Here is a 26,125-nt window from a genome sequence, read left to right on the forward strand (position 1 = left end):
GTGCGACGAGCGCCGGGGTGATGGACTACCCTGAAAGTGTCACTCATCACAAGTGAGAAAAGAGTTTTCATGACAGATTTCACCGTTCTTAAGAACCTCCAGCCGCAACCCGAGCTGGTGCGCGAGAACATCAAGAAGGATCCCGGCTTCGGCCAGTACTTCACCGACCATATGGCGCACATCCGTTACACGGTCGACGACGGTTGGCAGGGGCACGAGGTCCGGCCGTACGGGCCGCTGCTGCTCGACCCGGCAGCCGCTGTTCTCCACTACGCCCAGGAGATCTTCGAGGGGCTCAAGGCCTACCGTCATGCCGACGGTTCGGTATGGACGTTCCGACCCGAGCGCAACGCCGCGCGCATCAACCGCTCCGCCGAGCGTCTCGCGCTGCCGCAGCTGCCCGAAGAGGACTTCATCAACTCGCTCAAGCAGCTGGTCAGCCTCGACCAGGCCTGGGTTCCGACGCCGGAGTCGGACGCCGATGAGTCGAGCCTGTACCTGCGGCCGTTCATGATCGCCACGGAGCGGTTCCTCGGCGTGCGGGCCAGCCATGAAGTCGACTACTACGCCATCGCATCGCCGGCCGGTCCCTACTTCTCCGGCGGCGTCAAGCCGGTGTCGATCTGGCTCTCGCCGAAGCTCAAGCGCGCCGGCGCGGGCGGCACCGGCTTCGCCAAGTGCGGCGGCAACTATGCATCGTCGCTGGTGGCGACCAACGAGGCGGCCGCAAAGGGCTGCCAGCAGGTGCTGTTCACCGACTCGGTCGAGAACAAGTACATCGACGAGCTCGGCGGCATGAACCTCATGCTCGTGACGAAGAGCGGCAAGCTGCTCACTCCGGCGCTGAGCGATTCGATCCTCGACGGCGTCACCCGTCGTTCGCTGCTCGAACTGGCACCGCAGCTCGGACTCGAGGCCGAAGAGCGTCAGATCTCCATCGAGGAGTGGCGTGAGGGTGCGGCCAGCGGCGAGATCGTCGAAGCATTCGCCTGCGGCACCGCTGCCGTCATCACGCCGATCAGCAAGCTCGTCAGCGAGGACTTCACCATCGACCATGGTGAAGAGGCCGGTGAGAAGACCATGGAGCTGCGCAGGACGCTGCTCGACATCCAGTACGGACGGGTCGAGGACACGAACAACTGGCTGGTGCGCCTGGCCTGATTCGATAGGCGTCGTTGGCCTGGCGGGCGTTGTCTGAACTGGACGTCAGTGTCTGATCTGGACGTCAGCCGGGCACGCTCTTGAGGCGGGCCGCTGCGAAGTGATTCGCGGCGGCCCGCCTTCTGCTTTCCGCGCGTCGTTCACCCGTTGTCCCTTGTTGCCCACCCGCTATCCATTGCGCCGGCGGACGTTTTACTCAGTTGTGCGTAAATTGCGGTACTGTGGCCTCGTGCACACGACCACCTCGGCGTCGATTCCGACAGCCTCCGAAGTCATCGCTCACCTGCCATGGAAGTGGCGCACCCAGGGTGCCATCTTCATCATCGGCGGGCTCGGTTTCATGTTCGACGCCTGGGACGTCGCTCTCAACGGATTCCTCATTCCGCTGCTCAGCGACTATTGGAGTCTCAGCCTCGGCCAGGCCGCATGGATTGCGACCGCCAATCTCATCGGCATGGCACTGGGTGCCTTCATCTGGGGCGGCATCGCCGATGTCATCGGGCGGAAGAAGGCGTTCACTCTCACTCTGCTCGTCTTCTCGATCTTCACGGTCGCCGGAGCATTCGCCCCCGCATATGGTTGGTTCATCCTCTTCCGCTTCCTCGCGGGATTCGGTCTGGGCGGATGCATCCCAGTCGACTACGCCTTGGTCGGGGAGTTCACGCCCAGCCGACATCGCGGACGCGTGCTCACCGCCATGGACGGTTGGTGGCCGATCGGCGCCTCTCTCTGTGCGTTCGTCTCCGCCTATCTGCTCGGTTTCGGGGACTGGCGGCTGATTATGCTCGTCATGATCGTTCCCGCCCTGCTCACCGTCGCCGTGCGTTTCGGGATTCCTGAATCACCTCTCTATCTCGCCTCGGTCGGCCGGTACGCCGAAGCCGACGCGATCATCAGACGACTGGTCGAGCGCACCGGCGCCGACGTCACCGAGTGGACCCATGAACCGGTCGGCGAGGCTGCCGCAACGCCGGCGGCCGGTGACGACGCAGCCCCGGCAACGGCTGAGCCCGACGCGGATCGGAGCACGGCGAGCCCCGCCGCGTCGCAGACGACGCCGACCTCGGACGCGGGGCCCAGAGTCAGCGGGCAGCTGCGAGCGGCCAGCGGTCAGCTCGTGCAGCTGTGGCAGCACTCAGCCAAGACGACCCTCGTCGCCTGGTCGCTCTTCGTCTCCGTCCTCCTTGTCTACTACGCGGCACTGACATGGCTGCCCGGAATCCTGAAGAAGCAGGGGCTGGCCGATCAGGCGGCGTTCCTCGTCACCGGGTCGATGACCGCGGTCGGCATCCTCGGCGTGATCGTCTGCGCGCTCATCGTCGAACGATTCGGTCGCAAATGGGTGCTCGGAGTCTCGGCGATCGTGGCCGCGATCCTCCTGATCGGATCTGCCGTATTCATCGAAGCTTCCGGTGCCGAACTCACCTGGACGGCGAAAGCGGCCATCATCGGCTTCGGCTTCGTCATCCAGATCGCGATCCCGACCCTGTACACCTATGTCTCCGAGCTCTACCCGACCCGACTGCGCGGTTCTGGTTTCGGTTGGGCTTCTGCGGCGTCGCGTCTGGCCACGGGAATCGCCCCGATCGTGTTCGGCGCGTTCATGTGGCCGGTGCTCGGCCTGACCCTGACGTTCGTCCTCACCGGAGCTCTAGTCGTCGTCGCCGTGGTTCTGATGAGCTTCATGGCACGAGAGACGACCGGTGAAGAATTGAGCTGACTAGTGGTCTGACCAGGGCAGATACGTTCGGGAAATGTCGTGTCAGTGCCGACAGGTAGTGTTCTGGACATGGAGGCAAAGCAGGTTCCAGACGCACTCACCGAGATCCTTCGGTGGCGCGACAGCCTGTCCGAAATGCCTCCTGCCGCGACCGAGGAAGAAGCGATCGATCGCATCACGGCTCTTGAGGAACTGACCTCCGCATGCGCCGCCGCACAGGCCCGCGAAACCCTGACGTTCGATATGCACCGAAAGAATCGGGAGGCCGAAGACGGTGTCCCGAGCAAGAAGCAGGGACTCGGGGTCGGCGCGGAGATCGGCCTGGCCAGAAAGGTCTCCCGACACCGCGGCAACGCGCTGCTCAAATTCTCACGGACCCTGCTCCTGGACCTGCCCAATGTCTACTCGGCGATGAAGGGCGGAGACATCTCGGAGGAGAAGGCACGCACTGTCGCCAAGGAATCCGACTGGCTGCCGCGGGAGAAGAAGCACGAGCTCGACGAGCGGATGGCCGAACGCCTGGCCGAGGTGGGAGTCAGACGACTGGGCAACGAGGTGCGGGCCCTGGCACAGAAGCTCGACCAGCAGGCAGCGCTCGACCACCTCGAACGCTGTGTCGAAGAGCGCTCGGTCAGCGTGCGCCCGGCACCGGGAAACATGGCCTATCTGACCGCTCTGCTGCCGATGCCGCAGGCCGTTGCCGCATTCGCCAATCTCAAGAAGTCGGCTCAGACCGTTATCGCCACCGGCAAAGCCGGCGGCCGTGGTCAGAATCAGATCGCTGCAGATCTCTTGGTCGAGCGACTGACCGGGCAGGCTGCCGCTGTGGCCGTGCCCACCGAAGTCCACCTCATCATGCAGGACAGCAGCCTGTTCGGGCCCGGAGAAGAATCGGCATGGTTCCCCGGGGTCGGCCCGATCCCGGCCCAAGCCGCCAGGAACGTCGTTGCTGAGAACGAGGCCGCCACCTTCATCCGCAGGCTGTACACGCGGCCGGAAGACGGTCAGCTCGTGCGGATGGACTCCCGCCGCAGGGAATTCTCCGGACTGCTTCGACGCATGGTCGTCTTCCGCGACGACGTCTGCCGTTCGCCCTGGTGCGAGGCACCCATCCAGCACGCCGATCATGTCGACGCGGCCTCGGCCGGTGGGGAAACAGACTGGGACAACTCTTCTGGACTGTGCGCCGCCTGCAACTATCTCAAGGAACTCAGCGGGTGGCGCCACAAGGCGACAGCCGAGGCCCTCGAGGTCATCACACCGACCGGCCACCATTACAGGATCCGAACCAAACCGCTCAGCGGTCCCGATCCCGGCTGCGCCTTTGGTCAGGACGACAGTCGTGGTGCGAGGCATGGCCCCGACGAACAGGATCCTGCTGATCAGCAGCATGGTCGGCAACGGCAGCAACTTCCCGACCGACAACATGGTTCCGAACCGGGACGAGATACCGGGGAAGCAGCGGCAGAGAGGACGGCGACACCGGTTGACGGGGCTCGTGCCGCGCCGCCGAGCGACAGCGGCCGTGCCGGAGCGCTGGGCGGCAGCGACCGTGCCGCGCCGCCGAGTGCCGATTCCGAATTTTCGGTGATGATCCCATGGCGATACATTCGCCGGACCTCGCAGCCGGCAACCATCGATATCGGTGGGTCGAGTGTCGGGATCGACATCGTCGATGCCGACGAACGGCCGATCAGCCCAACCGAAGAACTTCTCCGCGCCGCAATCCTCGAACACAGACGCAGACCGCGGTGAGAACTGCACGTGAGAAGAATTCCTCGTCAGCGGCACCACGTGGCTGTGTCAGCGACGGTCACTAGGATAGGACCATGCGCGAAGAAGACTCACCGACAGCGGCCCCGACGACGAGTGCCGAACTGCCCGACGACGAAAACCTCTGGCTCGAAGACATCGACGGCGAGCAGCAGATCGCCTGGGTGAAGGACCAGAACGCTAAGACCCTCGAGCGATTCCACGACGGCCTCTTCGACGACATCTCCGATGAACTGCGCACCGCGCTGGACTCCGACGACCGCATCCCGATGGTCACCAAACGAGGGAACCACTTCTATAACTTCTGGCGGGACAAGACGAACCCGAAGGGCCTGTGGCGACGCACCACATGGGAGAGCTACCGCACGGCCGCCCCCGACTGGGAAGTGCTTCTCGACCTCGACGAACTGGCCGCAGAGGAAGACACCGCCTGGGTCTGGTCAGGAGCGATGGTGCGCCGCAGCGACAACCGCCGCGCACTCGTTCTCCTGTCCCCGGACGGGGGTGACTCACACCGAGTCCGCGAGTTCGACCTCGATGACCGCGTCTTCGTCGACGGCGGCTTCGACATCCCCGCCGCCAAAACACGGTTGGCCTGGCTCGACGACGACACCGTGCTCGTCGCCACCGAAACCGACGCCGACTCACTGACGACCTCGTCCTACCCACGCCAAGCCCGAGCGCTCCGCCGAGGTCAGAGCGTCGACGACGCTCCGATCGTCGCTGAAGTGCCACGCGACCACGTGGCGATTTTCGTCGGCAGCGACATCCGTCCCGACACCGAGGCCACCGACCGCGCCGTCATCATTGACGCCATCGATTTCTTCAACTCGACGATGAGCTTCGTCGACCTCGCCGACATCACGAGCGCAGACGGTTCACTGTCGGTCGAACCGACGGTATGGGCCGACGCGCTCAACAGGGTCGACGTCCCCACCGACGTCGAAGTCGGCTTCGAGCGCGACCTCGTGCTCTTCCGTCCGCAATCGACGTGGAAGTCCACCACCGAGGTGGCCGCCGGCGGCCTCGCCATCGCCGATATCGATGCAGTCAAGGCAGGCGAGATCACTCCCCGCGTGATCTTCACCCCCGACGCCCACACCTCCCTGCAGTCCTTCACCTTCACCCGCGACTACCTCGTGCTCGAGCTGCTCGCCGACGTGCAGTCGAAACTCACGGTCCTCGACCTGAACAACGACTTCGTCGAGTCCACCCTGCCCGGGGTGCCGGCCAACCATATGGTCGGACTCGGCGCGGTCGACAAATACGATCCGGCCACCGCCAACGACTTCTGGATGATCAGCACCGGCTTCCTCACGCCCTCGACGCTGTCGTACGGCACCTTGGGTCCCTTGGACGAAGCTGCGAGAACGAACTCCGAGAAGTCCACCGCCGAGGTGATCAAATCGGCGCCGGCGATGTTCGATGCCGAAGGGCTCAGCGTCGAGCAGCACTTTGCCACCAGCGCCGACGGAACGACGATCCCGTACTTCCAGGTCGGATCCGACGACCTCGTGCTCGATGGCGACAATCCCACACTGCTCGACGGCTACGGCGGATTCGAAGTCAGCCGCACACCCGGATACTCACCCGTCGTCGGCATCGGCTGGCTCAGCCGCAGCACCACCGGAAATGTCATCCCGACAGGCCGCCGAGGCGTCTATGTCCTCGCCAACATCCGCGGCGGAGGCGAATACGGGCCTGAGTGGCACACCGCCGCGATGCGAGAGAACCGCATGCGCTGCTATGAAGACCATTCGGCCGTGGCCCGTGATCTCATCGCCCGCGGAGTGACGAGCCCGAAGAGGCTCGCCTGTGCCGGCGGTTCGAACGGCGGATTGTTGGTCGGGAATATGCTCACCCAGTATCCCGAGCTCTTCGGAGCAGTCTCATGCGGAGTTCCGTTGCTCGACATGGCCCGGTACACGAAGCTCAGCGCCGGCTATTCGTGGAAGGCCGAGTACGGAGACCCGGATGTGGCCGAAGACTGGGCGTTCATCCGGGAATTCTCGCCCTACCACCTCCTCGAGGGCGGACAGGACTATCCGCCGGTGCTGTTCTGGACAGCCACGTCGGACGATCGGGTGGGACCGGTGCAGGCACGGAAGATGGCCGCCCGGATGCAGGCTCAGGGAATCGAGAACGTGTGGTTCTTCGAAGACACCGAAGGCGGACATTCCGCCGCGTCGGACAATGAGCAGACCGCGTTCACCCGGGCGCTGAGCTACCGGTTCATGTGGAACGCACTGACAGGGGAGTAGGTTGGCAGATATGACGAACGAGACGCAGCACTTCCACGGCGAGTACAAGGTCATCGGCGGCAAACTCGTCGTCGCCGATGTCACCACCGATGGTAGGACCATCACCGAGGTGAAGATCTCCGGTGACTTCTTCCTCGAACCCGAGGAAGCCTATTTCGACCTGGCGCCGGCCCTCGTCGGCGCCAGCGTCACTGCCGATAATGCGGCACTGCGCGGCCGCCTCGACGAGGCTCTGGCCGGCTACGGAACGGATCTGGCGATGCACGGCTTCTCCACTGCCGATATCGCCACCGTCGTGCGACGGGCTCTGGGTTCGGCGGCGAACTTCACTGACTTCGACTGGCAGGTCATTCGCGGCGAGGTGCTGCCCACTCAGCTCAATGTGGCACTCGATCAGGTCCTGCTCGAGGAAGTCGCAGCAGGTCGCAGACAGCCGACCCTGCGGTTCTGGGAATGGGAGGACACGGCCACCGTCATCGGGGCCTTCCAGTCCTACGTCAACGAACTGCGGCCCGAAGGTGTGGAGAAGTACGACGTTCAGGTCGTGCGTCGCATCTCAGGCGGAGGTGCGATGTTCATGGAGGGCGGCAACTGCATCACCTATTCGATGTTCGTCCCGCCTGCTCTCGTCGCCGGCCTCGACTATGAGGAGTCGTATGTGTTCCTCGACCAGTGGGTGCTCGCGGCTCTCAAGACTCTGGGCGTGGAGGCGTTCTACAAACCGATCAATGACATCTCCTCGACCGGAGGCAAGATCGGCGGTGCCGCACAGAAGCGCAATCGCGACGGCACACTGCTCCACCACGCGACGATGAGCTACGACATCGACGCGGACAAGATGGTCGAGGTGCTGCGCATCGGCGAAGCGAAGATCTCCGACAAGGGAGTGGCGAGTGCGAAGAAACGCGTCGATCCGCTGCGGAGTCAGACCGGTGAGGCACGCAAGGACATCATCGATGTCATGGCGGACACCTTCGCCAACCGGTACGGGGCCACTTACGGCACCTACACCGAGGAGGAGCTCAAGCGGGCTCAGGAACTCGTCGATGAGAAGTTCGGGACTGAGAAGTGGACGCACCGAGTGCCGTGACGGCGGGCCCCGGCCCGATCGCCGAGGCGGTCGAGCAGTTCCGCGGCACGATCGTCGCTCTCGGCGGCGGTGGGTTCTCGATGTCCGAGACCGGTGAATCGGGCATTGATGACGAACTTCTGCTGATGGCGAGTCGGCGAAGCACCGCATCTGACCTCCCGCATGTCTGCTTCGTCCCGACGGCATCCGGTGACAGCCGCGACTACATCGAGCGGTTCGAAGCGGCATTCGAGGCGCGGGCACGAACCCATGTCCTCTCCCTGTTCGGGCAGGCTCCGTGGGACTACCACGATCCGGTGATGGTGCTCGACATGGACCTCATCTACGTCGGCGGTGGCTCGACGGCGAACCTGCTCAGCCTGTGGCGGAGGCACGGCGTCGACCAACGGATGAGAGAAGCGGCTGCCGACGGCACGATCCTCGCCGGCATCAGCGCCGGAGCGAACTGCTGGTTCGAGGCATCCTCGACGGACTCGTTCGGTCCGCTGTCACCGTTGGACGATGGGCTCGGATTTCTGCAGGGGAGCGCCTGCCCGCATCGCCACGGCGAACCCGGCCGGGAAGCCTCCTTCCGGAAACCATGACCGACCACGCACGGCCGCGGGCCGCCGGGGAATGAACGGCGAGGGCTTTCCGGCTGCCACCGCTGACTGACGAATCGAGAAGAGTTTCAGGACGGACGGGTGACCATCCGGGCGGCGGCGGTCTGTAGGATTGGGAATCAATCACGTCCCCTGCACAAGGAGAGCCATGCGCCAGGTCGAACCGTCCGTTGAACTGCTCGCCAAACCCAATATCGATTGGGAAGCGATGAGGAGTTACCTCGACGAGGTGGGCGGAACCTCCTGGGCGGACCGGGTCGAGGACGCGGAATCTCCCGACGCCGAGGATCTCCTCGAGTTCTCCGGACGCATGTGCTATCGCTCATGGGAGCCGGGACTCAACCCGAACGTCTCGCGGGTGCGCACCGATTCCGCGCAGTACCTCGGCAATGTCGTGAAGTCCCAGCACGGATCCGTGCTCGAACACGCGAACTTCACCTTCGTCCTCCACAACGTCTCACGCGTGCTCACCCACGAGCTCATCCGCCACCGCGCGGGGTCGGCGTTCTCGCAGGAATCGCTGCGTTACGTCCGCCTCACCGACATCCCGTTCTGGTTCCCCGAGTGGGCCCGCGAAGATCCCGAACTCATGGAACGCAGCCTCCAGGTCCTCGACACCCTCGAGGAGCACCAGAAGTGGATGGCCGAGCACTTCGAGCTCGACGAGGAGGGCACGAAGTTCTCGCACAAGAAGCACATGACCTCGTTCATGCGCCGCTTCGCCCCCGAGGGGCTGGCCACCGGCATCGTCTACACCGCGAACCTGCGCTCTCTGCGCCATGTCGTCGAGATGCGCACTGCGAAGGGCGCCGAAGAGGAGATCCGCCTGATCTTCAACAAGATCGGTGAGGTCATGCGCGAGGAGGCTCCGGCGGTCTTCGCCGACTACGAGGTCGTGGACGGAGAATGGATCCCCGGCACCCGCAAGGCCTGAGCCTTGCCACCATCAGCCACACCTGACGCCGACGTCAAACAGATTTCAGGAGGTACCCTCATGGCAGATATCTACGCAGCTCAGCTCAATCCCGGCAAACTCGACGTCGTCACCGACTGGGTGGCCAAGCAGGACTGGGTCGCCGAGCTCGACCTCGCGGCGAATCCGCTCGAGGCCGTCACCGCGTATCGCTTCGACGACCCCGCCGGCGAGGTGGGCATCGAGGTGCACATCGTGAAGAGCGGCGACCAGCTGCTGCAGGTGCCGCTGACCTACCGCGGGGCTCCGCTCGAGGGCGCCGACGAAGCATTCGTGGCGAACATGGAGCATTCGGTGCTCGGCAAGCGGTGGGTGTACGCCGGCATGGGCGACCCGCTGTTCCGGCAGCGCCTCGACCACACCATCGCCACCGCATCGCCCGCGGCGAAGCAGTACCGCGTCGACGAGGAGGGAAACCGGGGAGAAGAGATCACCGAGGTGGCCCACGCCTTCGGGACGGGACCGCTGCCGGGCGCCGGCGACGTCGAGATCCTCTACCGCCTGTCGCCCGATTCGCCGGCGGAGAAGTCCGACGCCGGTCTGCTGCTGGGCCGCTGGGACGGTCAGGACACGAACGTCGTCCTCGCCACCATGGTCTGAGGGCGTGCCAGCACGATCTGAGGGACTCGACCCAGCACCGACAGGACAATCGACTGACAGCAGGGGAGGAATCGGAACTCATGAGCAGCGACTGCATCTTCTGCCAGATCGTCGCAGGTGAAGCACCGAGTGCGCCGATCGCCGAGACCGAATCGACCTTCGCGTTCATGGACATCCAACCCGGGTCTCACGGGCATCTGCTCGTCGTGCCGAAACGTCACAGCACGGACCTGAGGGACATCCCGGCCGAGGATCTGTCTGCGGTGGCGCTCGAATCCCAGCGCATCGCCAAGCACGCGTTCGACGCGTGGGGAGCCGATGGCGTCAATCTCCTCAACTGCTGCGGTGACGATGCGTGGCAGACGGTCTTCCACTTCCATATGCACGTCATTCCGCGCTACCGGGACAAGGACAAGGACCGCCTGCGGCTGCCGTTCGAACCCGGCATCCGCGGGAATCAGGAGCTCATCGGATCCCTGGCCGCGAGCATGCGGGAGTCGCTCGACGCGCAGTGAGGCATTGCCGTGATCGCCGCCGACCCACCGGCCGACTTACCTGCCCAGGTCGATGACCGTCATCCCCGCCGAGGCGGAGGGTGACCCCATCGCCTCCATCGCCGCGGGCGCCTCGTCGAGGCCGATGACAGTGCTGACGAGGTCCTGCGGTCGCAATCGTCCCTGAACGACGAGGTCCACGAGCTCTGGGTACTCGGCCGCAGCCATTCCGTGCGAGCCGAGCACGCTGAGCTCGAGAGCGATCACGCGCGGCACATCGACGATCGGTTGGTCGGGCAGCAGACCGATCTGCACGTGCCGGCCCAAGGGCGCCAGAGCTCTGATCGCCGCCCGGATCGTGTCCTCCCGGCCCAGCGCATCGACGGTCACGGCCACCCCGTCAGGATCGGTCGACGCGAACTGCGCGACCACCTCGGCGCTCAGCTCCTCGGGACTGAGATCGCGAGCGTTGATGGTCCGCGCGGCGCCGAACTCACGGGCGGATTCCAAGGCCGCATCGCTGACGTCGATGGCGACCACCTTCGCGTCGAGAGCCCGTGCGATCATGATCGTCGACAGTCCCACCCCGCCGCAGCCGAAGACGGCGACAGTCTCGTCCGCGGCAAGGCGAGCTCGCACGCGCAGACCATGGAAGGCCGTGGCGAATCGACACCCGAGCCCGACGACGGCTGGGGCTGGCAGGTCCTCGGGCACGGCCACGAGGTTGGCATCGGCATTGTGGATGACGACCTGATCCGCCCATGACCCGAAATGCGTGAATCCCGGCTGCGTCTGATCGGGGCACACCTGCGCATTGCCGGAAACGCACCACCGGCAGCTCCCGCACCCGCACACAAAAGGAACGGTCACTCGCTGGCCGACATGGAATTCCCGCACGTCACCACCCACCGAGGCGACCCGACCGACCAGCTCATGCCCGGGTACGTGGGGCAGGGTGATCGTCGCATCGTGGCCGGCCCAAGCGTGATGGTCGCTGCGGCACACCCCGGTGGCTTCGACGTCGATGACGACGCCGGCATCGGGTGCCGTGGGGGCGGGAAACTCCTGAAGCTGGGGGCGGACGGAGAACTGATCGAAGACGATGGCACGCATACCGTCGATCATAGGGCGCGTGCCCGGCGGGAACCGAGTGTGTCCGCTCTGTGGCGGCCAAAATGATAGGGTGCCGCCGACACCTCAGCGTGGATGAACTCCCGCGACCGCCAAAGCATCGAGCAGCCGAGCCCGCAGCGCCTGCGCCCGGACCGAAAACGCGCGTTGCCGCTCCATGTACTCGGCCTTGCCCGCGGCGGTCTCGATCGCGACGACCCCGTAGCCCCATCCGCGCAGGTCATAGGGGGAGGCCTCCATGTCCAGAGTGCGGATATCGAGGGCGAGATCGAAGCAGTCGACGACGAGGTCCGAATCAGCGATCGGCGAGATCTTCATCGCCCATTTGTACAGATCCATCCCAGCGTGCAGACACCCTGGCTGCTCGTTGGCGATCATGCCCTCGCGGTCCGGCTGCAAGGTGTTGAGCGGCCGGGCGGGTGCGGTGAAGAAACGGAACGCATCATGATGCGAACACTGGATGCGGTGGCCTTCGACCACCGCATCGGTCTCGGCGTGGCTCAGCCGCAGCGGCACCTGCTGATGGCGACGCTGCTCGTCGGTGAGACCGTAGACCATCGCCCATTCGTGGATGCCGAAGCACCCGAAGTTCGCTTCCCGACCCAATGTCGACGCCAGCAGGGAGGCGATGAACTTCGCCCCGTCCCCACGGTCGGTGCGCCAGGACTCGAGGTCCACCTCGGCGAAATTCTGCGCATCGTCGATGCGATACCACCGACGGTCGAAATACCGACGATCTTCGGCCGTCTCAAGCGCGACGCGCACCCCCGGTCCGGGATGCCACTTCTTCAGCTGCCCGACCTTGAACGGGTAGTAGGTGAAGAGGAAGTCCTCGACCGGGTGGGTCTCCTGTCGCATCCGCCGTTCGATATGTGCGTCGGTGCGCCGCGCGATCGCCGTTTCGTGACTGTCCCGCAATTCCCGCCACACCCACACTGTGGCAGGGACGACGCCAGCACCGAGGCGGCCCGACGACGCGTCGGTGCGCTCGGTCGCCGCCGTGGATGGGGCGGGAGTCGTGGTCGAGAGTGCGGAGGTCACCGCACCATTGTCCCAGACGGCCGAATCGGGCTCCAGCTCAGCGGCCCGAGCGCTTCGTGCCTCTCGCGGCCGGCGCGTTCAGTGGATCCTCCGGCCACGGGTGCTTCGGGTAACGACCCCGGTTCTCGGCTCTGACATGGGCATACGCGTTCGCCCAGAACGATGCGAGATCGGTCGTCACGGCCAGGGGCCTGCGCGCCGGGGAAAGCAGATGCATGGTGACCGGAACCCGTCCGTCGCAGATGCGCGGCACGTCGGTCCAGCCGAAGCACTCCTGGAGTTTGACCGCGAGGATCGGGCTCGGGATCTCAGTGCGCTGGGATGCGGCCGCAGACTCATCGTCCGCTCGGGATTCGTCGTCCGCTCCGGTCGCGGCCCGCGGCTCGATGAGATCAGGGTCTGAGTACTCGAGGCGGACGTGTGACCCACTGGGCACCTCGATATGGGTCGGCACAAGCTCGTCGAGCCGGACAGCCTCGGGCCACGGCAGCAGGCCGCGCAGGGCGGAGACGAGGTCCACGCGGGCAGGATCGGAGCCCTTCGCGATGCGGTCGGGTGCATCAGGACACCACTGATCGAGCGTGGCGGACAGGTGCTCCCACGTCACCTCCGGCCATGGGCCCCCGTAGATCGCGCGGAGCAGTCCGAGCCGGGCGCGCAGCGACTCGAAAGCCTCGGAGGGACGCAGAACCTCGCGGGCACCTCGTTCACGCACCGATGCGGCGATGGCACGGCGGGCGAGTTCGGGGCCGGCCTGGATCGGGGTGGACGTCAGTTCGATCCCGCCGAGGCGGCTGCGCCGAACCGCGCGGACTCTCCCGGACTCGAATGTTGCGGTCTCCACCGTGTGCAGCAGTCCGGCTCCGGCGAGTTCCGCGGTGTCGACGTCGATGGACACGGCAGATCGGATGATCGCACGCGATCCGGCCAGGCCCACCTCGGCGATGGCCAACCATGGGCTGCCCTGCAGTGAGGAGTCTCGGGGCAGGCTCGCCGCCGTGCCTGAGGCGAGCAGGTATTCGGAATCGGAGGCGCTGCGCAGCCGTGCGATCTGCAGGGGATACGACAGCGCCGTGACGAGTCCGAGGTCCTCGGGTGTCAGGGATGTGCCGGAAACGCGGGTGAGCTCGCCTCGGTCGGCGATTCCACCGGCCCTGCCGTCGTCTCCCGTGTCGCCGCCATCGCCGCTCGAGGCGAACTCGCGGGCGATCGACGCGAACCGTCTGCGGTCCTGAGCGAAGCGGGTGTCCTTGCTGCGTCGCAGGTGCCGCAGCAGCGCGGAGAGATCGGCGCCGGGAGCCCGCTGATCGGACTCGATGACGGCGATCGCCTCGGCCGCACGAGCAGGATCGAGCAGCGCTGCCCCGTCGAGGAGACCACGTGCTGACCACACCGAGGCGGGAATCGCCGCGATCGCCCGCCCCGTCTGCGTGACGTGATCTGCCTCCACGGCTCCCAACGCGACCAGGTTGTCGATCGCCTGCCGCTTCGGTCCGGCCGGCAGCGGCTCGGGCAGCAGGTCCTCGTCGCCGCCCCACACGGCGAGCGCGAGCACGGCGGAGGTGAGATCGGAGGTCGCGATTTCGGGTGGAGTGTGCTCGGGCAGACTCGCCCAATCGGACTCTGACATGCAGCGATACGCAACACCCGGTCCCTGCCGAGCGGCACGGCCGGAACGCTGCGTGCCCGAAGCCTTCGACTCGCGCATCGTCACCAGCCCCGACATGCGCCGCCGTGTATCCAAGCGCGGCCCCCGGGAGAGCCCGGAATCGACGACGATGCGCACTCCGTGGATCGTCAGCGCCGATTCGGCCACCGACGTCGAGACGATGACCCGCCGGTTCCGCCCCACGCCGGCCGAGCCCGGATCGATCGGGCGCAGGATCGCATCCTGCTCCTTCGCAGGCGTTCGGCCCGTGAGAGTGTGCACCTCGATCGCAGCAGAATCCGAACCGAGACCGGCACCCGACCGGCCGCCTGACTCCACTCGACGTCGCACCCGGGAGGCCACCTCGTCGACCTCACGTGCACCGGGAGCGAAGGCGAGTACGTCCCCGGTGGCGTTCTCCTCGACCGCGCGCACCGTCGTAGCCGCCAGATGATCAAGGAAATCCCAGGTCACGCCTCGCGCATCGAGTGGCCGTTCCTTCGCCGGTGCCCACCGGATCTCCAAGGGATGAGTCTCGGCGGCCACCGACAGCAGAGTCGCCGGTGCCTGCGGCCCGTCCCCGAGGCGCGCAGCCCACAGTCGCGCATCCAAGGTCGCAGACATGATGACCACAGCGAGGTCCTCACGCAGATCTGCCAACTCCCGGCACATCGCGAACGCGAGATCCGTATCCAACTGCCGCTCATGCACCTCATCGAGGATCACTGCCGCGACGCCGGTCAGTTCCGGATCGCGCAGCAGCCGTGACAGGAGCACACCCGTGGTGACGAATTCGATGCGCGTCGCGGTTGTTGTCCGCGACTCACGGCGGACGGTGAAACCCACCACCTCGCCGAGGCGGGTCCCCGTCAACGATGCGAGCCGCCTGGCCGCGGCGCGGGCAGCCATCCGCCGCGGTTGGGTGACGATGATGCGGCCCGGGAGTTCGGCACCAGCCGAACCTTCGGAGAACCAGGCCACGTGCTCGGCGATCATCGGCGGCACCACGGTCGTCTTACCGGTTCCGGGAGGAGCCTCCACGACCACTCGCGGGAAGGGGGCCGCCTCGACGAGGCTCAGCTCTTCGATGAGCGCGGCGGCGGGCAATCCGGCCCCGACGCGGGCAAGATCGAAGGTGTGCGGGTCGTGCGGATCGGGCATGACACCAGTCTCTCAGCAGTGCGGTCAGGCCCGCACATGGGACGCCGCCTGAGGATCTGCCGGGACCCGATCACGGTTCGAGGTGCACCGACGCGCGGAAGGCACCAGGCACTGACTAGACTGGGGCACATGCGTATCGCCAGATTTGTCCATCAGGACGAGCCCAAATACGGAGTCGTCGAAGGTGAAGTCCCGCCGATCATCGACGGCAGCTGGGACACGTCGGGTCTCGAACTCGCCGTTCTCGACTCCGACCCATTCTTCTCTCCGGCCCAATCGACAGGGGAGAGGCTGAAGATCGACGATGTGCGTCTGGTCAGCCCCATCCTGCCGCGGTCGAAGGTCATCGGCGTCGGCCGCAACTTCGCCGACCACGCCGCCGAGCTCGGCAATGAGGTGCCGGTGTCCCCCCTGACCTTCTTCAAGCCGAACACCGCGGTCATCGGCCCCGGCGACCCCATCCGCCTGCCCGCCATCAGCGAATACGTGAGCTATGAGGCCGAGCTCGCCGTCATCATCGGCCGGGTGGCCAAAGGTGTGAAGGCCGAGAACGCCAACGACCACGTCCTCGGCTATACCGCCGGAAACGATGTCACCCTGCGCGACATCCAGAAGGCCGACAAGCAGTGGACGCGGGCGAAGGGCTTCGACACCTCCTGCCCGCTGGGCCCGTGGATCGAAACCGAACTCGACGTCGACGACCTGAACATCCGCTCCTGGGTCGACGGAGACATCAAGCAGGACGGGACCACCGCCGACTTCATCTTCGACATCCCGACCCTCATCGAGCACCTGTCCGAGACGATCACCCTTCTGCCCGGCGATGTCATCCTCACCGGCACCCCGGCCGGCGTCGGCCAGATCGTGTCAGGCAACCGCGTCGACATCGCCATCGACGGGCTCGGCGTCCTGTCGAACCCCGTCATGGACGCGTAAGCACCGCGCACACCACAGACTCACACCCGAGAAGATCACGCAAAGGACAATCGTGAGCGTCACAGTTCGTTTCTGCCCATCACCCACCGGCACCCCGCACGTCGGCATGGTCCGCACAGCCCTGTTCAATTGGGCCTACGCCAAGCACACCGGCGGCAAGTTCGTCTTCCGCATCGAAGACACCGACGCAGCACGTGACTCCGAAGAGAGCTTCGGACAGGTCGTCGAGGCCCTCAAATGGCTGGGCCTGGATTGGGACGAAGGCATCGAGGTCGGCGGCGTCAACGGACCCTACCGCCAGTCGCAGCGCGGCGAGATCTACGCCGAGGTCATCGAGAAGCTCAAGGCCGGCGGCCACATCTATGAGTCCTACTCGACCAACGAGGAAGTCGAAGCCCGTCACAAGGCGGCAGGCCGTGACCCGAAACTCGGCTATGACGGATACGACCGCGACCTCACCGACGAGCAGAAGGCCGCCTTCCGCGCCGAGGGCCGCGAACCCGTGTGGCGCGTGCGCATGCCCGATGAGGACATCACCTTCACCGACCTCGTCCGCGGCGACATCACCTTCAAGGCCGGCACCGTTCCCGACTTCGTCGTCGTCCGCGCGAACGGCCAGCCCCTGTACACCCTGGTCAACCCCGTCGACGACGCGCTCATGGGCATCACCCATGTGCTCCGCGGCGAGGACCTCCTGTCCTCGACCCCGCGCCAGATCGCTCTCTACGAACACCTCAAGGCCATCGGCATCGCCGAGGCGACCCCCGAATTCGGCCACCTGCCCTACGTCATGGGCGAAGGCAATAAGAAGCTGTCGAAGCGCGATCCCGAATCGAACCTGTTCCTCCACCGCGAAAACGGATTCATCCCCGAGGGGCTCATCAACTACCTCGCGCTGCTCGGCTGGTCCATCGGACCCGACCGCGACGTGTTCAGCGTCAAGGAATTCACCGAGGCCTTCGACATCCACGATGTCCTGCCCAACCCGGCCCGCTTCGACGTGAAGAAGGCCACCGCCATCAACGCCGACCACATCCGCCTCCTCGAGCCGGGTGACTTCCGTGACCGTCTGGTGCCCTACCTCCAGGCAGCCGAGGTGCTCCCGGAGTCCCCGACGGATGCTCAGCTGCAGGTCCTCGACCAAGCGGCACCGCTCGTGCAGACCCGCATGAAGCTGCTCGGCGAAGCTCCCGATCTGCTCGCGTTCCTCTTCACCTCCGACGACGACCTGACCATGGCCGAAGACGGGCTGAAGACGCTCAAGGACTCCGCCCCCGAGGTGCTCGCCGCCTCCATCGAGGTCCTCGACGGCCTCGACGAGTGGACGACGTCCAAGCTCGAAGAGGTGCTCTCAGCCAAGCTCGTCGACGAGATGGAGATCAAACCGCGCCTGGCCTACGGCCCGCTGCGGGTGGCCGTGTCCGGACGCAAGGTCTCCCCGCCGCTGTTCGAGTCGATGGAGATCCTCGGCAAGGACTCCTCGCTGACCCGCCTCAAGGCACTCGCGGCGCAGCTGTGACCATGGTCGAGCAGAAGAACTGGACGCGTGGGGGACTGCACTTCCGTGACGTGACGGTCACCGTGCCCTTCGACCATTTCGGACGGGCCGGGGACGCCGCCTCGGCGGGGGAGAACGCCGCGTCAGCCGCCTCGGCGACGGTGAACCTGCCGGACACGGTGGACGTGTTCGCCCGGATCATCGCCACCGAGGCGGACAGCCGGAAACCCTACCTCGTGTACCTGCAGGGCGGGCCCGGAGTGGAAGCCCCGCGCCCGGGCATCGCCGGCGGACCCAGCGGCTGGGTGAAGCGGGCGCTCGAGGAGTTCCAGGTCGTCATGCTCGACCAGCGCGGAACCGGACGATCGAACCCGATCGGCTCTGTCGATGGGGCCATCACCGGCCTTGAGACAGTGGGGGAGGACACGACCGCGATCGCCGAGGCGCTGTCGTTCTTCCGCGCCGATTCGATCGTCGAGGACGCGGAGATCCTGCGCGCCCACCTCGGCGCGGACACCTGGTCCCTGCTGGGGCAGTCCTTCGGCGGATTCACGACTCTGCGCTATATCTCCGCGCATTCGAATGCCCTTCACGAGGTGTACTTCACCGGCGGTCTGCCGGCGATCGGCCTCGACCCGGCGACCGTCTACGGACGCACGTGGGAGGGCATGATCCGCAAGTCCGAGCAGCACTATGCGGCATTCCCCGGTGACCGTGAGAAGATGCGCAGTCTCGTCGAGCTCGCATCCGTCGGGGGCGGGCTCGCCCTGCCCGGGGGTGCGCGTGCGACTCCGGAGCGGATCCGTCTGCTCGGGCACTTCCTCGGTGCCTCCGATGGCCCGGAGAAGCTGCACTATCTGCTCGACCTCGACTTCAATTCGGCAGCATTCCGGCACGACCTCGCCGCGTCGCTGCCGTTCTCGGGGCGCAATCCGCTCTATGCCGTCATCCACGAATCCTGCTGGGCCGACGGCACAGTGACGAATTGGGCGGCCAGGCGAGCGATGCCCGATGCCGTGGTCAAGGACCCGACCCTGCTGGCCGGCGAACACGCCGGGCCGGAGTCGCTGCACGAAGACCCGGAACTCGCCCCCTTCGCCGAGGTGGCCGAGCTCGTCGCTGCACGTCAGTGGCCCAGTCTCTACGATGTCGACGCCCTGCGGGCCGCCGCGGTGCGCGGTGCTGCGGCAGTCTACTTCGACGACGCCTACGTGCCGGTGGAATATTCGCTGGCCACGGCCGAGCACCTGTCCGGAGTGCAGCCGTGGGTGACGAACGAGTACGAACACAACGGGCTGCGCGCCGACGGCTACCGAGTCCTCGACCGGCTCATCGCCCTCGCCCGCGGCTGAGGCCGGGGCCCGGCGGCAGGGGAGAGTTGAGCCTGCCGGCAGACCGATTGCGATGAGCGTGATGTGTTAAGAAGGTCACACTGAAAATGACCCTCTGAGATTTGTCCGGAGGCGGGGTGCTTGTGTAGAGTTATATCTCGTTGCTCAGGGAAATCTCCTCGGGAATGACCTTGAAAAACATTGGGCTATGGTGTAATTGGCAGCACGAGTGATTCTGGTTCACTTAGTCTAGGTTCGAGTCCTGGTAGCCCAGCGGACACAGTCTGGATCAGTCCAGGAGTGTTGTTCTGGCCCCCGTCGTCTAGTGGCCTAGGACGCCGCCCTCTCAAGGCGGTAACGGCAGTTCGAATCTGCTCGGGGGTACGGTTGAGCCCCGCATCGAATTTCGGTGCGGGGCTCACTCTAATTCACGGGCTTTCATGCACCGTGTCAGCATCCGCGGGTTCAAGATTCATATGCACTGATTGAGATCACCACTTCTGCACATTGAAGCCGCTCCTGCGCCAGAAATACAGGGCGCACCGCGTCAGCGGCTGATTGAATCGGCGATGCGCTTCGTATGTTCGGCAGTCTTGATGTTGGAGACGATGAGCTCGAGCACGAGACGGACGCCGATGACCCACAGCGTCGGAATGATCCAGCCGAAGATGATGGCGATCAGCAGCGGCCAGATGCTGAAGCTCGGGCCGCCGGTCATATATGCCGAGGCCGTACCTGCTGCGATTCCCGTGCTGATGCCGGCGATGATGGTCCCGAGGTAGGACAGGACCGCGACCACGATCGCGATGATGTAGATGAAGCCTGCCCACTTGACTGCGATGAAGTTGTCGAAGCGGATGTCGAACAGCGACCTGAAGAACCCGGCCTGCTGGGGTGTCGACTGCGAAGCCTGACCATACGCTGGCTGGCCGTAGGCCTGCTGCTGTGCCGCTCCCTGCGAGTAGGCGCCCTGCTGGTAGGGATCCTGCTGATACGCGCCTGGCTGCGAATACCCGCCCTGCTGGTACTGCTGACCCTGTGCCTGATAGGCGTTGGGATCGTAGGTGCCCTGCTGATAGGTGGGCTGGTCGGGCTGGAACTGTGCGTTCTGACCCTGTTGCGCTGTCTGATGGTCCTGGCCTAGCTGGTCGGGCTGGGCGTTCTCAGGCTGGTCTCCCGCGCCGGGGTTCTGGCCGTCGAGGTTCTGCTCAGCCGAGTTGCTGTTCGGGTCGTTCGGGTTCTGCGGTGTCGACATGGTGTCCCTCTCGAGAATGGAACGCACTCTGGGTGCGCTCGCCTGATATCTGCCTGTCATCGCAACCTATCAGGATTCACTGACTCGCGGCAGGGTGACTGTAATTCTGGGAGGAAGTACGAAGTGCTGACTAGGCCCGGAGCCACAGGCTGAGGTGGGAGGTGCTAGGTGTTGGAGTCAGTAGGAGCATCCGCGAGGTCGGACGAAGCGTCCTCTGAGCCAGCGGGAGCATTGTCGGAAACGGACGAAGCCGAATCGGCAATCCCGTCGTCGACCCCGGTCAAAGCGATGCTCCACTCGACGGCAAGCTCGTCACCGGGGGCGATGACGTCGAAGTCCTCGCCGGCGGCGAACGCATTCGGAGGGCACGTCATCGGCTCGATGGCAATCGCCCGACGAGCCAGATCCTCATCCAGGCCGTCGCCCGTGCACGCCTGCCAGGTGCGGAAACCGGGACCCATCCCGACGACGACCTCGCGCAGATCGGCACCCTTCAGCCGTGCTCGAGACCACCCATCGTCCCCGCGCCGAGGCAAGCCGTACGCATCATCGAGGATCGTTCCGCCGATGAGGCGCAGCGCACGGAAGTCCTTGCACACCATGCACGCGGAATCATCGGAGACGTGGTCGGCCGGGACCGCGGTGCCGTCATCGAAGGGGCGAACTGCCGTGGGAATGAGCCGCTCGTCGGTCTCATACCACTGCGCAGCGGGAATGACGAGTTGACCCTCGTCGACGAGCTCACCATTCCCTGCCGAGAGCCACGGATGAAATCCGAAACCGAACGGCGCAGGAGCCGTCCCCGTGTTCAGGGCACGTGCGCCCATGCGCAGCTCCGCCTCGGCGAGTTCGACATCCACCCGCAGATCGAACGCGAAAGGATACCCCTCTGTCGGCTCCAGCGAGTATTCGAGACTGACCGTCGACTCGGTGCGCTCGACCGCGGACCATTCGACGTCGGCGACGAGGCCGTGCAGAGCAGTATCCCTCTCGGGCTCGGTGATCGGCAGCAAGTGGCTGTCGCCGGCGAAGTCGAAACGGCCGGCATCGATCCGATTCGGCCAGGGCGCGAGCACGGCCCCGTCGAAGGCATTCATCGGCACCACGACCGGCCGATCGCCGACGCTGAAGCGAACCAGGCTCGCGCCGATGGGGGAGATGACCGCCGTTGACTCGCCACAGGCGAGTTCGATGGTGGCGGCCATAGGTCTCCGAAGGGGCTCGAGTGCGGGAGGTGCGGTTGCAGTTATTGTACGCCGCCCGCGCCCAACCGAGTCGGCAGATGTTAGCATTATGATCGAAAATGATAACTTTTGGGAGGTCTGATGCCGGCGTCGCATCAAAAGGCGAACCTGTCCGATGGTCGTGAGATCCTGTTCTTCCGGGACCCCGACTCACCTGCGCCGACGCTTGTCGCTGACCCCCGGCCGAACGATTCGCGACCCGACAGCGGCACCCTGCGCTTCGACGTCCTCACCGGAGAATGGGTCGCCGTGGCCACGCACCGGCAGACCCGCACCCACCTGCCCGCCGCCGCCGATTGTCCGCTGTGCCCGTCGACGCCCGACCGTCCCACGGAGATCCCGGCCGCGGACTTCGACGTCGCCGTCTTCGAGAACCGCTTCCCTTCCCTCGGGCCTGGCCTCGGTGATGTTCCGTCCCCTCAGGAGGTGGACACCACTTTCGCCGAGGCGGCCGCCGCTTCCGCCGATACCGTGACCTCTGCGCTGTCGGGACCGGGGTACGGACGCTGCGAAGTCGTCGTCTTCTCCTCGGAGCACACCGGCTCCTTCGCAGGACTCGGCACCGCACGTGCCCGCACCGTCATCGACGCCTGGGCCGACAGGACCGGCGAACTCTCTGCCCTGCCGGGCATCGAGCAGGTCTTCATGTTCGAGAACCGCGGGGAGGAGATCGGGGTGACGATGAATCATCCGCACGGACAGATCTATGCTTACCCCTATGTCACCCCGCACACCGCGATCACCTCGGCGCGGGCGCATGACCACCTGCGCCGGACCGGGCGACCGCTGCTCGGCGATGTGCTCGCCTTCGAACGCGAGGCGGGGGAGCGGATGATTCTTGAGACCGATCACTTCTCGGCCTTCGTGCCCTTCGCGGCCCGCTGGCCGATCGAAGTCCACGTCGTTCCGCACCGCCAGGTGGGAAGCGTCGACGAGCTCGACGAGACCGAACGCGACGACCTGGCGCGCGTCTATCCGGAGGTGCTGAGACGCATCGACGGACTCTACCCGAGCCCCACACCGTATATTGCGGCCTGGCACCAGGCACCGGTCAACAGTGCCGACCGCCTGGCCGAATGGCTCCACCTCGAGATCACGAGCCCGCGGAGGGCTGAGAACAAGCTGAAGTTCCTCGCCGGTTCGGAGGCAGCGATGGGTGCCTTCGTCGGCGACGTCTCCGCCGAGGAGACCGCAGCCAGGCTGCGCGCGGTGCCCCCGGGACCCCTCTCCGGACCCGCGGATTCCCTCGCCGAGGCGGAGGCCGGTCGATGAACGCCGAGACGTCGAGGACGGTGGCCGCGCCGACCCCCGAGCACCTCGCCGAGGAGTTCGAGGCCCTGTTCGGGTACCGGCCGCTCGGATCCTTCCGTGCACCCGGGCGGGTGAACGTCATCGGCGAACACACCGATTACAACTTGGGCTTCGTCCTGCCCATCGCCATCGACCGGGCCGTGTACGTCGCCATCGGCCGGCGACCCGCCAACGGTGCTGACGGGCGAGGCGTGGACGTGGCCGGGCGGCGCGCCGAGGCAATAGAGGACACGGGAACCGTGGAGCCGCCTCGGCGCGGGGAGAGCATCCGCATCGTCTCCGACCATCGCGATGACACCGGCCAGCGTCTGTCCGGCCAGTTCGCGGCCGCTGACCTCGCGCCCGGTGCCCTGCCCGGCTGGCTGAGCCACCCCGCGGGCGTCGTCGACGAGATCGCGAAGACCACGGGCACGATCGTCGGCGGAGTCGACCTCTATATCGAATCCACCGTGCCCGTCGGTGCCGGACTGTCGTCATCGCACGCACTCGAAGTCGCGGTGCTCATCGCCCTCGACGAGGTGTTCGGCCTCGGTCTCGACGACCGAGAGAAAGTCCTGCTGACACAGCGAGCCGAAAACGACTTCGTCGGTGCGCCGACAGGAATCGTCGACCAAGCTGCGTCGATCATGACCGAGGCCGGGCATGCGCTCTTCCTCGACTGCCGTGACCTCAGCGCTCGCCAGATTCCCTTCGACCTCGACGCCGAGGGGCTGCGACTCCTCGTCATCGACTCGAAGGTCTCGCACTCGCACAGCGAAAGCGGGTACGGCGCCCGGCGGAAGACCTGTGAGGAGTCCGCCGCGATTTTCGGCGTCGACAGCCTGCGGGAACTCGCCGACGATGTCGACCTGAGCGAGCTGACCGAGGAGCAGCGCAAGCGCGTGCGACACGTCATCGCCGAAAACGCGCGAGTCCGATCCACCGTCGAACTGCTCGAGGACAACGAGCGATCAACCGGCGACGAACATGACGCGCGCATCCGTGCCCTCGGCGACCTGCTGGTGGCCTCCCACGAATCCCTCGCACACGACTATGAGGTCTCCTGTGTCGAACTCGATGTGGCGGTGGCGGCCGCGATGGGAGCGGGGGCGATCGGGGCGCGGATGATCGGCGGCGGCTTCGGCGGTTCGGCGATCGCGCTCATCCACGCGGACCGGGTCGACGCAGTCGGCGACGCCGTCACCGCAGCATTCGCCGAACACGGCTACCGGACGCCGGACATCTTCGCCGTCAGCGCGGGTCGGGGCGCTGCCCGTTTCGACTGAGCGATGATCCTTCGGGGCCGCTGGCTGTCGTGGTCCGGGCAGGCGTTGACCACGAGAACCTCCACGGTTCATGCTGGAACCTCAGGTGAGGATGGACTCGGAGGGGTGGGGGAGCGGCGTGGATAACTGCGACGTCAACGGCGGCTCTCGACCATCCGGATGCGTTCTCGGCACTCACTCTCATCGGCACCCGACCGGTAGCACCCGGGCCCGTCGACGACGATCTGCCGGATCATGATCAGGCCACGATGGGCCCGCTCTTCGCCCGACCGCAGCCGGACTGGACAGACGTCGACTCGGTGGCGGACTTCATGGTCGAAGGTGCGAAGATCCTCGGCGACGAACCCGCGGAGGCCCGCGACGTCGCAGGTGTGTTCCGACCTCAAAAGGAGAGGGCGGGTGTCAGTCGGTGCCAGCCGCGCCTGCGGCGTCGTCGGGTGTCTCGACGATGCGGAGCGGACGCATCCGCGCCCAGATGAGGAAGACGGCCGCGGCGATGATGAGACCGATCCCGGTCCACAGGTTCGCATCGACCCCGCCGGTGCGCTCGGTTTCGTCGGGAGTGAAGCCGACGATTCCGGCGATCGTGAGGATGATGCCGAAGATCGCCAACAGCGCTCCGATGAAGTTGCGGACGTCGAAGGCGCCAGCGGTCTTGGTCTGTTCGTTAGAATTGCTCATGGGAATCACGGGCTCCTTCAGCCGAATGTCACGTTGAGGATGATGACGAGCACCAGGGCGACACCCGCGACGGGCACGGGGCGCTTCCAGAACGGCGCCTTCGGTTCACCGAGGTCCTCGAAGTCGGACTTCGGGGTCTCCGAGTAGACGAGTCCGCGCAGCTCCGCAGCCGGCTTCGGCGTGGTGAACAGGGTGACGATCACCGACAGGACGATGTCGACGACGAACGCCGTGCTGGCCGCGAGGAATGCGGCACCCTGGCCGGGCAGGTCGAGGACTCCGGTTTCGGCGAGGATGAACACGAACACGGCAGACAGCGTGCCGCCGACGAGGCCGACCCAACCGGCGGTCGCCGACATCCGCTTCCAGAACATACCGAGGATGAACGTGGCGAACAGCGGGGCGTTGAAGAAGCCGAACAGCGTCTGCAGGTAGTCCATGAGGTTGGAGAAGTTGCCTGCGATGAGAGCGGTGAAGATCGCCACGACGCAGGCGCCGATCGTCGCCCACCGGCCGATCTTCAGGTAGTAGTCGTCCTCGCGGTCCTTGACCACGTACTGCTGCCACAGGTCGTAGCTGAAGACGGTGTTGAACGCGGAGATGTTCGCGGCCATGCCGGCCATGAACGCGGCGAGCAGGCCGGCGATCGCCACACCGAGGAGACCGTTGGGCAGGACTTCGCGCATGAGCAGCAGGAGAGCATCGTTGTACGTCACGCCCGTCTGTTCGAGCGCGGTCGCCTCGTCGATGGAGGCCGAGATCTCCTTGAACTGCGTCATCTGCGGCACGAGCACTGCGGCGATCATGCCGGGGACGACGACGATGAAGGGGATAAGCATCTTCGGGAACGCGCCGATGATCGGCGTCAGGCGCGCTGCGTTGATCGACTTAGAGGCCATGGCGCGCTGGACCTCGACGAAGTTCGTCGTCCAGTAGCCGAAGGACAGCA

21 protein-coding genes and 2 tRNA genes are annotated in these 26,125 nt (G+C 65.7%); 16 read left to right on the top strand and 7 right to left on the bottom strand.

Annotated elements, in window-relative coordinates; translation table 11 throughout:
* Nucleotides 1-69: 69 nt before the first annotated feature.
* The 9 genes from ACTIIH_RS05925 to ACTIIH_RS05965 all read left to right on the top strand — a co-directional run bounded on the left by ACTIIH_RS05925 (nucleotide 70) and on the right by ACTIIH_RS05965 (nucleotide 10,695).
* A complete protein-coding gene (locus tag ACTIIH_RS05925) occupies nucleotides 70-1,161 on the top strand; it encodes a branched-chain amino acid aminotransferase (RefSeq protein WP_441451100.1) in 1,092 nt (363 codons plus the stop codon).
* Between the two features lie 229 nt (nucleotides 1,162-1,390).
* Nucleotides 1,391-2,881 (top strand): MFS transporter, encoded by a 1,491-nt coding sequence (locus ACTIIH_RS05930; protein WP_441451102.1) that lies wholly within the window; start codon nucleotides 1,391-1,393, stop codon nucleotides 2,879-2,881.
* A 69-nt stretch (nucleotides 2,882-2,950) separates the two neighbouring features.
* Nucleotides 2,951-4,636, top strand: a complete 1,686-nt coding sequence (locus tag ACTIIH_RS05935) for a DUF222 domain-containing protein (RefSeq protein WP_441451103.1) — start codon at nucleotides 2,951-2,953, stop codon at nucleotides 4,634-4,636.
* A 74-nt stretch (nucleotides 4,637-4,710) separates the two neighbouring features.
* Nucleotides 4,711-6,915 (top strand): prolyl oligopeptidase family serine peptidase, encoded by a 2,205-nt coding sequence (locus tag ACTIIH_RS05940; protein ID WP_441090690.1) that lies wholly within the window; start codon nucleotides 4,711-4,713, stop codon nucleotides 6,913-6,915.
* Nucleotides 6,916-6,925: 10 nt separating this feature from the next.
* Nucleotides 6,926-8,005 carry a lipoate--protein ligase family protein gene (locus tag ACTIIH_RS05945; RefSeq protein ID WP_441090691.1) on the top strand — a complete coding sequence of 360 codons (1,080 nt, stop codon included), beginning with the start codon at nucleotides 6,926-6,928 and terminating at the stop codon, nucleotides 8,003-8,005.
* Complete coding sequence (locus ACTIIH_RS05950; protein WP_441451106.1) at nucleotides 7,984-8,589, top strand: Type 1 glutamine amidotransferase-like domain-containing protein; 606 nt, start codon at nucleotides 7,984-7,986, stop codon at nucleotides 8,587-8,589. Before ACTIIH_RS05945 ends, ACTIIH_RS05950 begins: the two co-directional genes overlap by 22 nt.
* A gap of 166 nt (nucleotides 8,590-8,755) precedes the next feature.
* Complete coding sequence (gene thyX, locus ACTIIH_RS05955) at nucleotides 8,756-9,541, top strand: FAD-dependent thymidylate synthase (RefSeq protein ID WP_441090693.1); 786 nt, start codon at nucleotides 8,756-8,758, stop codon at nucleotides 9,539-9,541.
* 60 nt (nucleotides 9,542-9,601) lie between these two features.
* Nucleotides 9,602-10,180: a maltokinase N-terminal cap-like domain-containing protein gene (locus tag ACTIIH_RS05960; RefSeq protein ID WP_441451107.1), complete on the top strand. Its 579-nt coding sequence runs from the start codon at nucleotides 9,602-9,604 to the stop codon at nucleotides 10,178-10,180.
* A gap of 80 nt (nucleotides 10,181-10,260) precedes the next feature.
* Nucleotides 10,261-10,695: an HIT family protein gene (locus ACTIIH_RS05965; protein WP_441451108.1), complete on the top strand. Its 435-nt coding sequence runs from the start codon at nucleotides 10,261-10,263 to the stop codon at nucleotides 10,693-10,695.
* 36 nt (nucleotides 10,696-10,731) lie between these two features.
* Here ACTIIH_RS05965 and ACTIIH_RS05970 read toward each other — a convergent pair whose 3' ends face one another.
* The 3 genes from ACTIIH_RS05970 to hrpB all read right to left on the bottom strand — a co-directional run bounded on the left by ACTIIH_RS05970 (nucleotide 10,732) and on the right by hrpB (nucleotide 15,655).
* Nucleotides 10,732-11,787 (bottom strand): zinc-binding dehydrogenase, encoded by a 1,056-nt coding sequence (locus ACTIIH_RS05970; RefSeq protein ID WP_441451109.1) that lies wholly within the window; start codon nucleotides 11,785-11,787, stop codon nucleotides 10,732-10,734.
* Between the two features lie 84 nt (nucleotides 11,788-11,871).
* The gene (locus ACTIIH_RS05975; RefSeq protein ID WP_441451110.1) at nucleotides 11,872-12,846 is read right to left on the bottom strand and encodes a 3-methyladenine DNA glycosylase; all 975 of its coding nucleotides are present in this window, start codon (nucleotides 12,844-12,846) and stop codon (nucleotides 11,872-11,874) included.
* A 37-nt stretch (nucleotides 12,847-12,883) separates the two neighbouring features.
* Nucleotides 12,884-15,655, bottom strand: coding sequence for an ATP-dependent helicase HrpB (hrpB, locus tag ACTIIH_RS05980; protein ID WP_441451111.1), 2,772 nt, complete (start codon nucleotides 15,653-15,655; stop codon nucleotides 12,884-12,886).
* 129 nt (nucleotides 15,656-15,784) lie between these two features.
* On the opposite strand from hrpB, the gene ACTIIH_RS05985 reads away from it, so the two are divergent.
* The 5 genes from ACTIIH_RS05985 (at nucleotide 15,785) to ACTIIH_RS06005 (ending at nucleotide 19,804) form a co-directional block, all read left to right on the top strand.
* Nucleotides 15,785-16,591 carry a fumarylacetoacetate hydrolase family protein gene (locus ACTIIH_RS05985; protein WP_441090699.1) on the top strand — a complete coding sequence of 269 codons (807 nt, stop codon included), beginning with the start codon at nucleotides 15,785-15,787 and terminating at the stop codon, nucleotides 16,589-16,591.
* A 106-nt stretch (nucleotides 16,592-16,697) separates the two neighbouring features.
* The gene (gene gltX, locus ACTIIH_RS05990) at nucleotides 16,698-18,110 is read left to right on the top strand and encodes a glutamate--tRNA ligase (RefSeq protein ID WP_441451118.1); all 1,413 of its coding nucleotides are present in this window, start codon (nucleotides 16,698-16,700) and stop codon (nucleotides 18,108-18,110) included.
* Nucleotides 18,111-18,112: 2 nt separating this feature from the next.
* Complete coding sequence (locus ACTIIH_RS05995; protein ID WP_441451112.1) at nucleotides 18,113-19,441, top strand: alpha/beta fold hydrolase; 1,329 nt, start codon at nucleotides 18,113-18,115, stop codon at nucleotides 19,439-19,441.
* 181 nt (nucleotides 19,442-19,622) lie between these two features.
* A tRNA-Gln gene (locus tag ACTIIH_RS06000) sits at nucleotides 19,623-19,694 on the top strand.
* Nucleotides 19,695-19,731: 37 nt separating this feature from the next.
* Nucleotides 19,732-19,804, top strand: a tRNA-Glu gene (locus ACTIIH_RS06005).
* Nucleotides 19,805-19,967: 163 nt separating this feature from the next.
* Here the strand turns inward: ACTIIH_RS06005 and ACTIIH_RS06010 are convergent.
* On the bottom strand, nucleotides 19,968-20,675 hold the full coding sequence (locus ACTIIH_RS06010) for a DUF4282 domain-containing protein (RefSeq protein WP_441451113.1): 708 nt from the start codon (nucleotides 20,673-20,675) through the stop codon (nucleotides 19,968-19,970).
* 164 nt (nucleotides 20,676-20,839) lie between these two features.
* On the bottom strand, nucleotides 20,840-21,880 hold the full coding sequence (locus ACTIIH_RS06015) for an aldose 1-epimerase family protein (protein WP_441451114.1): 1,041 nt from the start codon (nucleotides 21,878-21,880) through the stop codon (nucleotides 20,840-20,842).
* A gap of 120 nt (nucleotides 21,881-22,000) precedes the next feature.
* Between ACTIIH_RS06015 and galT the strand changes: the two genes are divergently transcribed.
* Together galT and galK are read left to right on the top strand one after the other, a co-directional pair.
* The gene (gene galT / locus ACTIIH_RS06020) at nucleotides 22,001-23,191 is read left to right on the top strand and encodes a galactose-1-phosphate uridylyltransferase (protein ID WP_441451115.1); all 1,191 of its coding nucleotides are present in this window, start codon (nucleotides 22,001-22,003) and stop codon (nucleotides 23,189-23,191) included.
* On the top strand, nucleotides 23,188-24,495 hold the full coding sequence (gene galK / locus ACTIIH_RS06025) for a galactokinase (protein WP_441451116.1): 1,308 nt from the start codon (nucleotides 23,188-23,190) through the stop codon (nucleotides 24,493-24,495). Before galT ends, galK begins: the two co-directional genes overlap by 4 nt.
* A gap of 402 nt (nucleotides 24,496-24,897) precedes the next feature.
* Here the strand turns inward: galK and ACTIIH_RS06030 are convergent, their stop codons facing one another.
* Nucleotides 24,898-25,176: a hypothetical protein gene (locus ACTIIH_RS06030; protein WP_441090705.1), complete on the bottom strand. Its 279-nt coding sequence runs from the start codon at nucleotides 25,174-25,176 to the stop codon at nucleotides 24,898-24,900.
* A gap of 17 nt (nucleotides 25,177-25,193) precedes the next feature.
* Nucleotides 25,194-26,125 (bottom strand): sodium:solute symporter family transporter (locus ACTIIH_RS06035; protein ID WP_441451117.1); only part of this gene is annotated, 932 nt, incomplete at its 5' end.

It is taken from the genome of Brevibacterium sp. (assembly GCF_052105255.1).
Taxonomy (GTDB): Bacteria; Actinomycetota; Actinomycetes; order Actinomycetales; family Brevibacteriaceae; genus Brevibacterium; species Brevibacterium linens_B.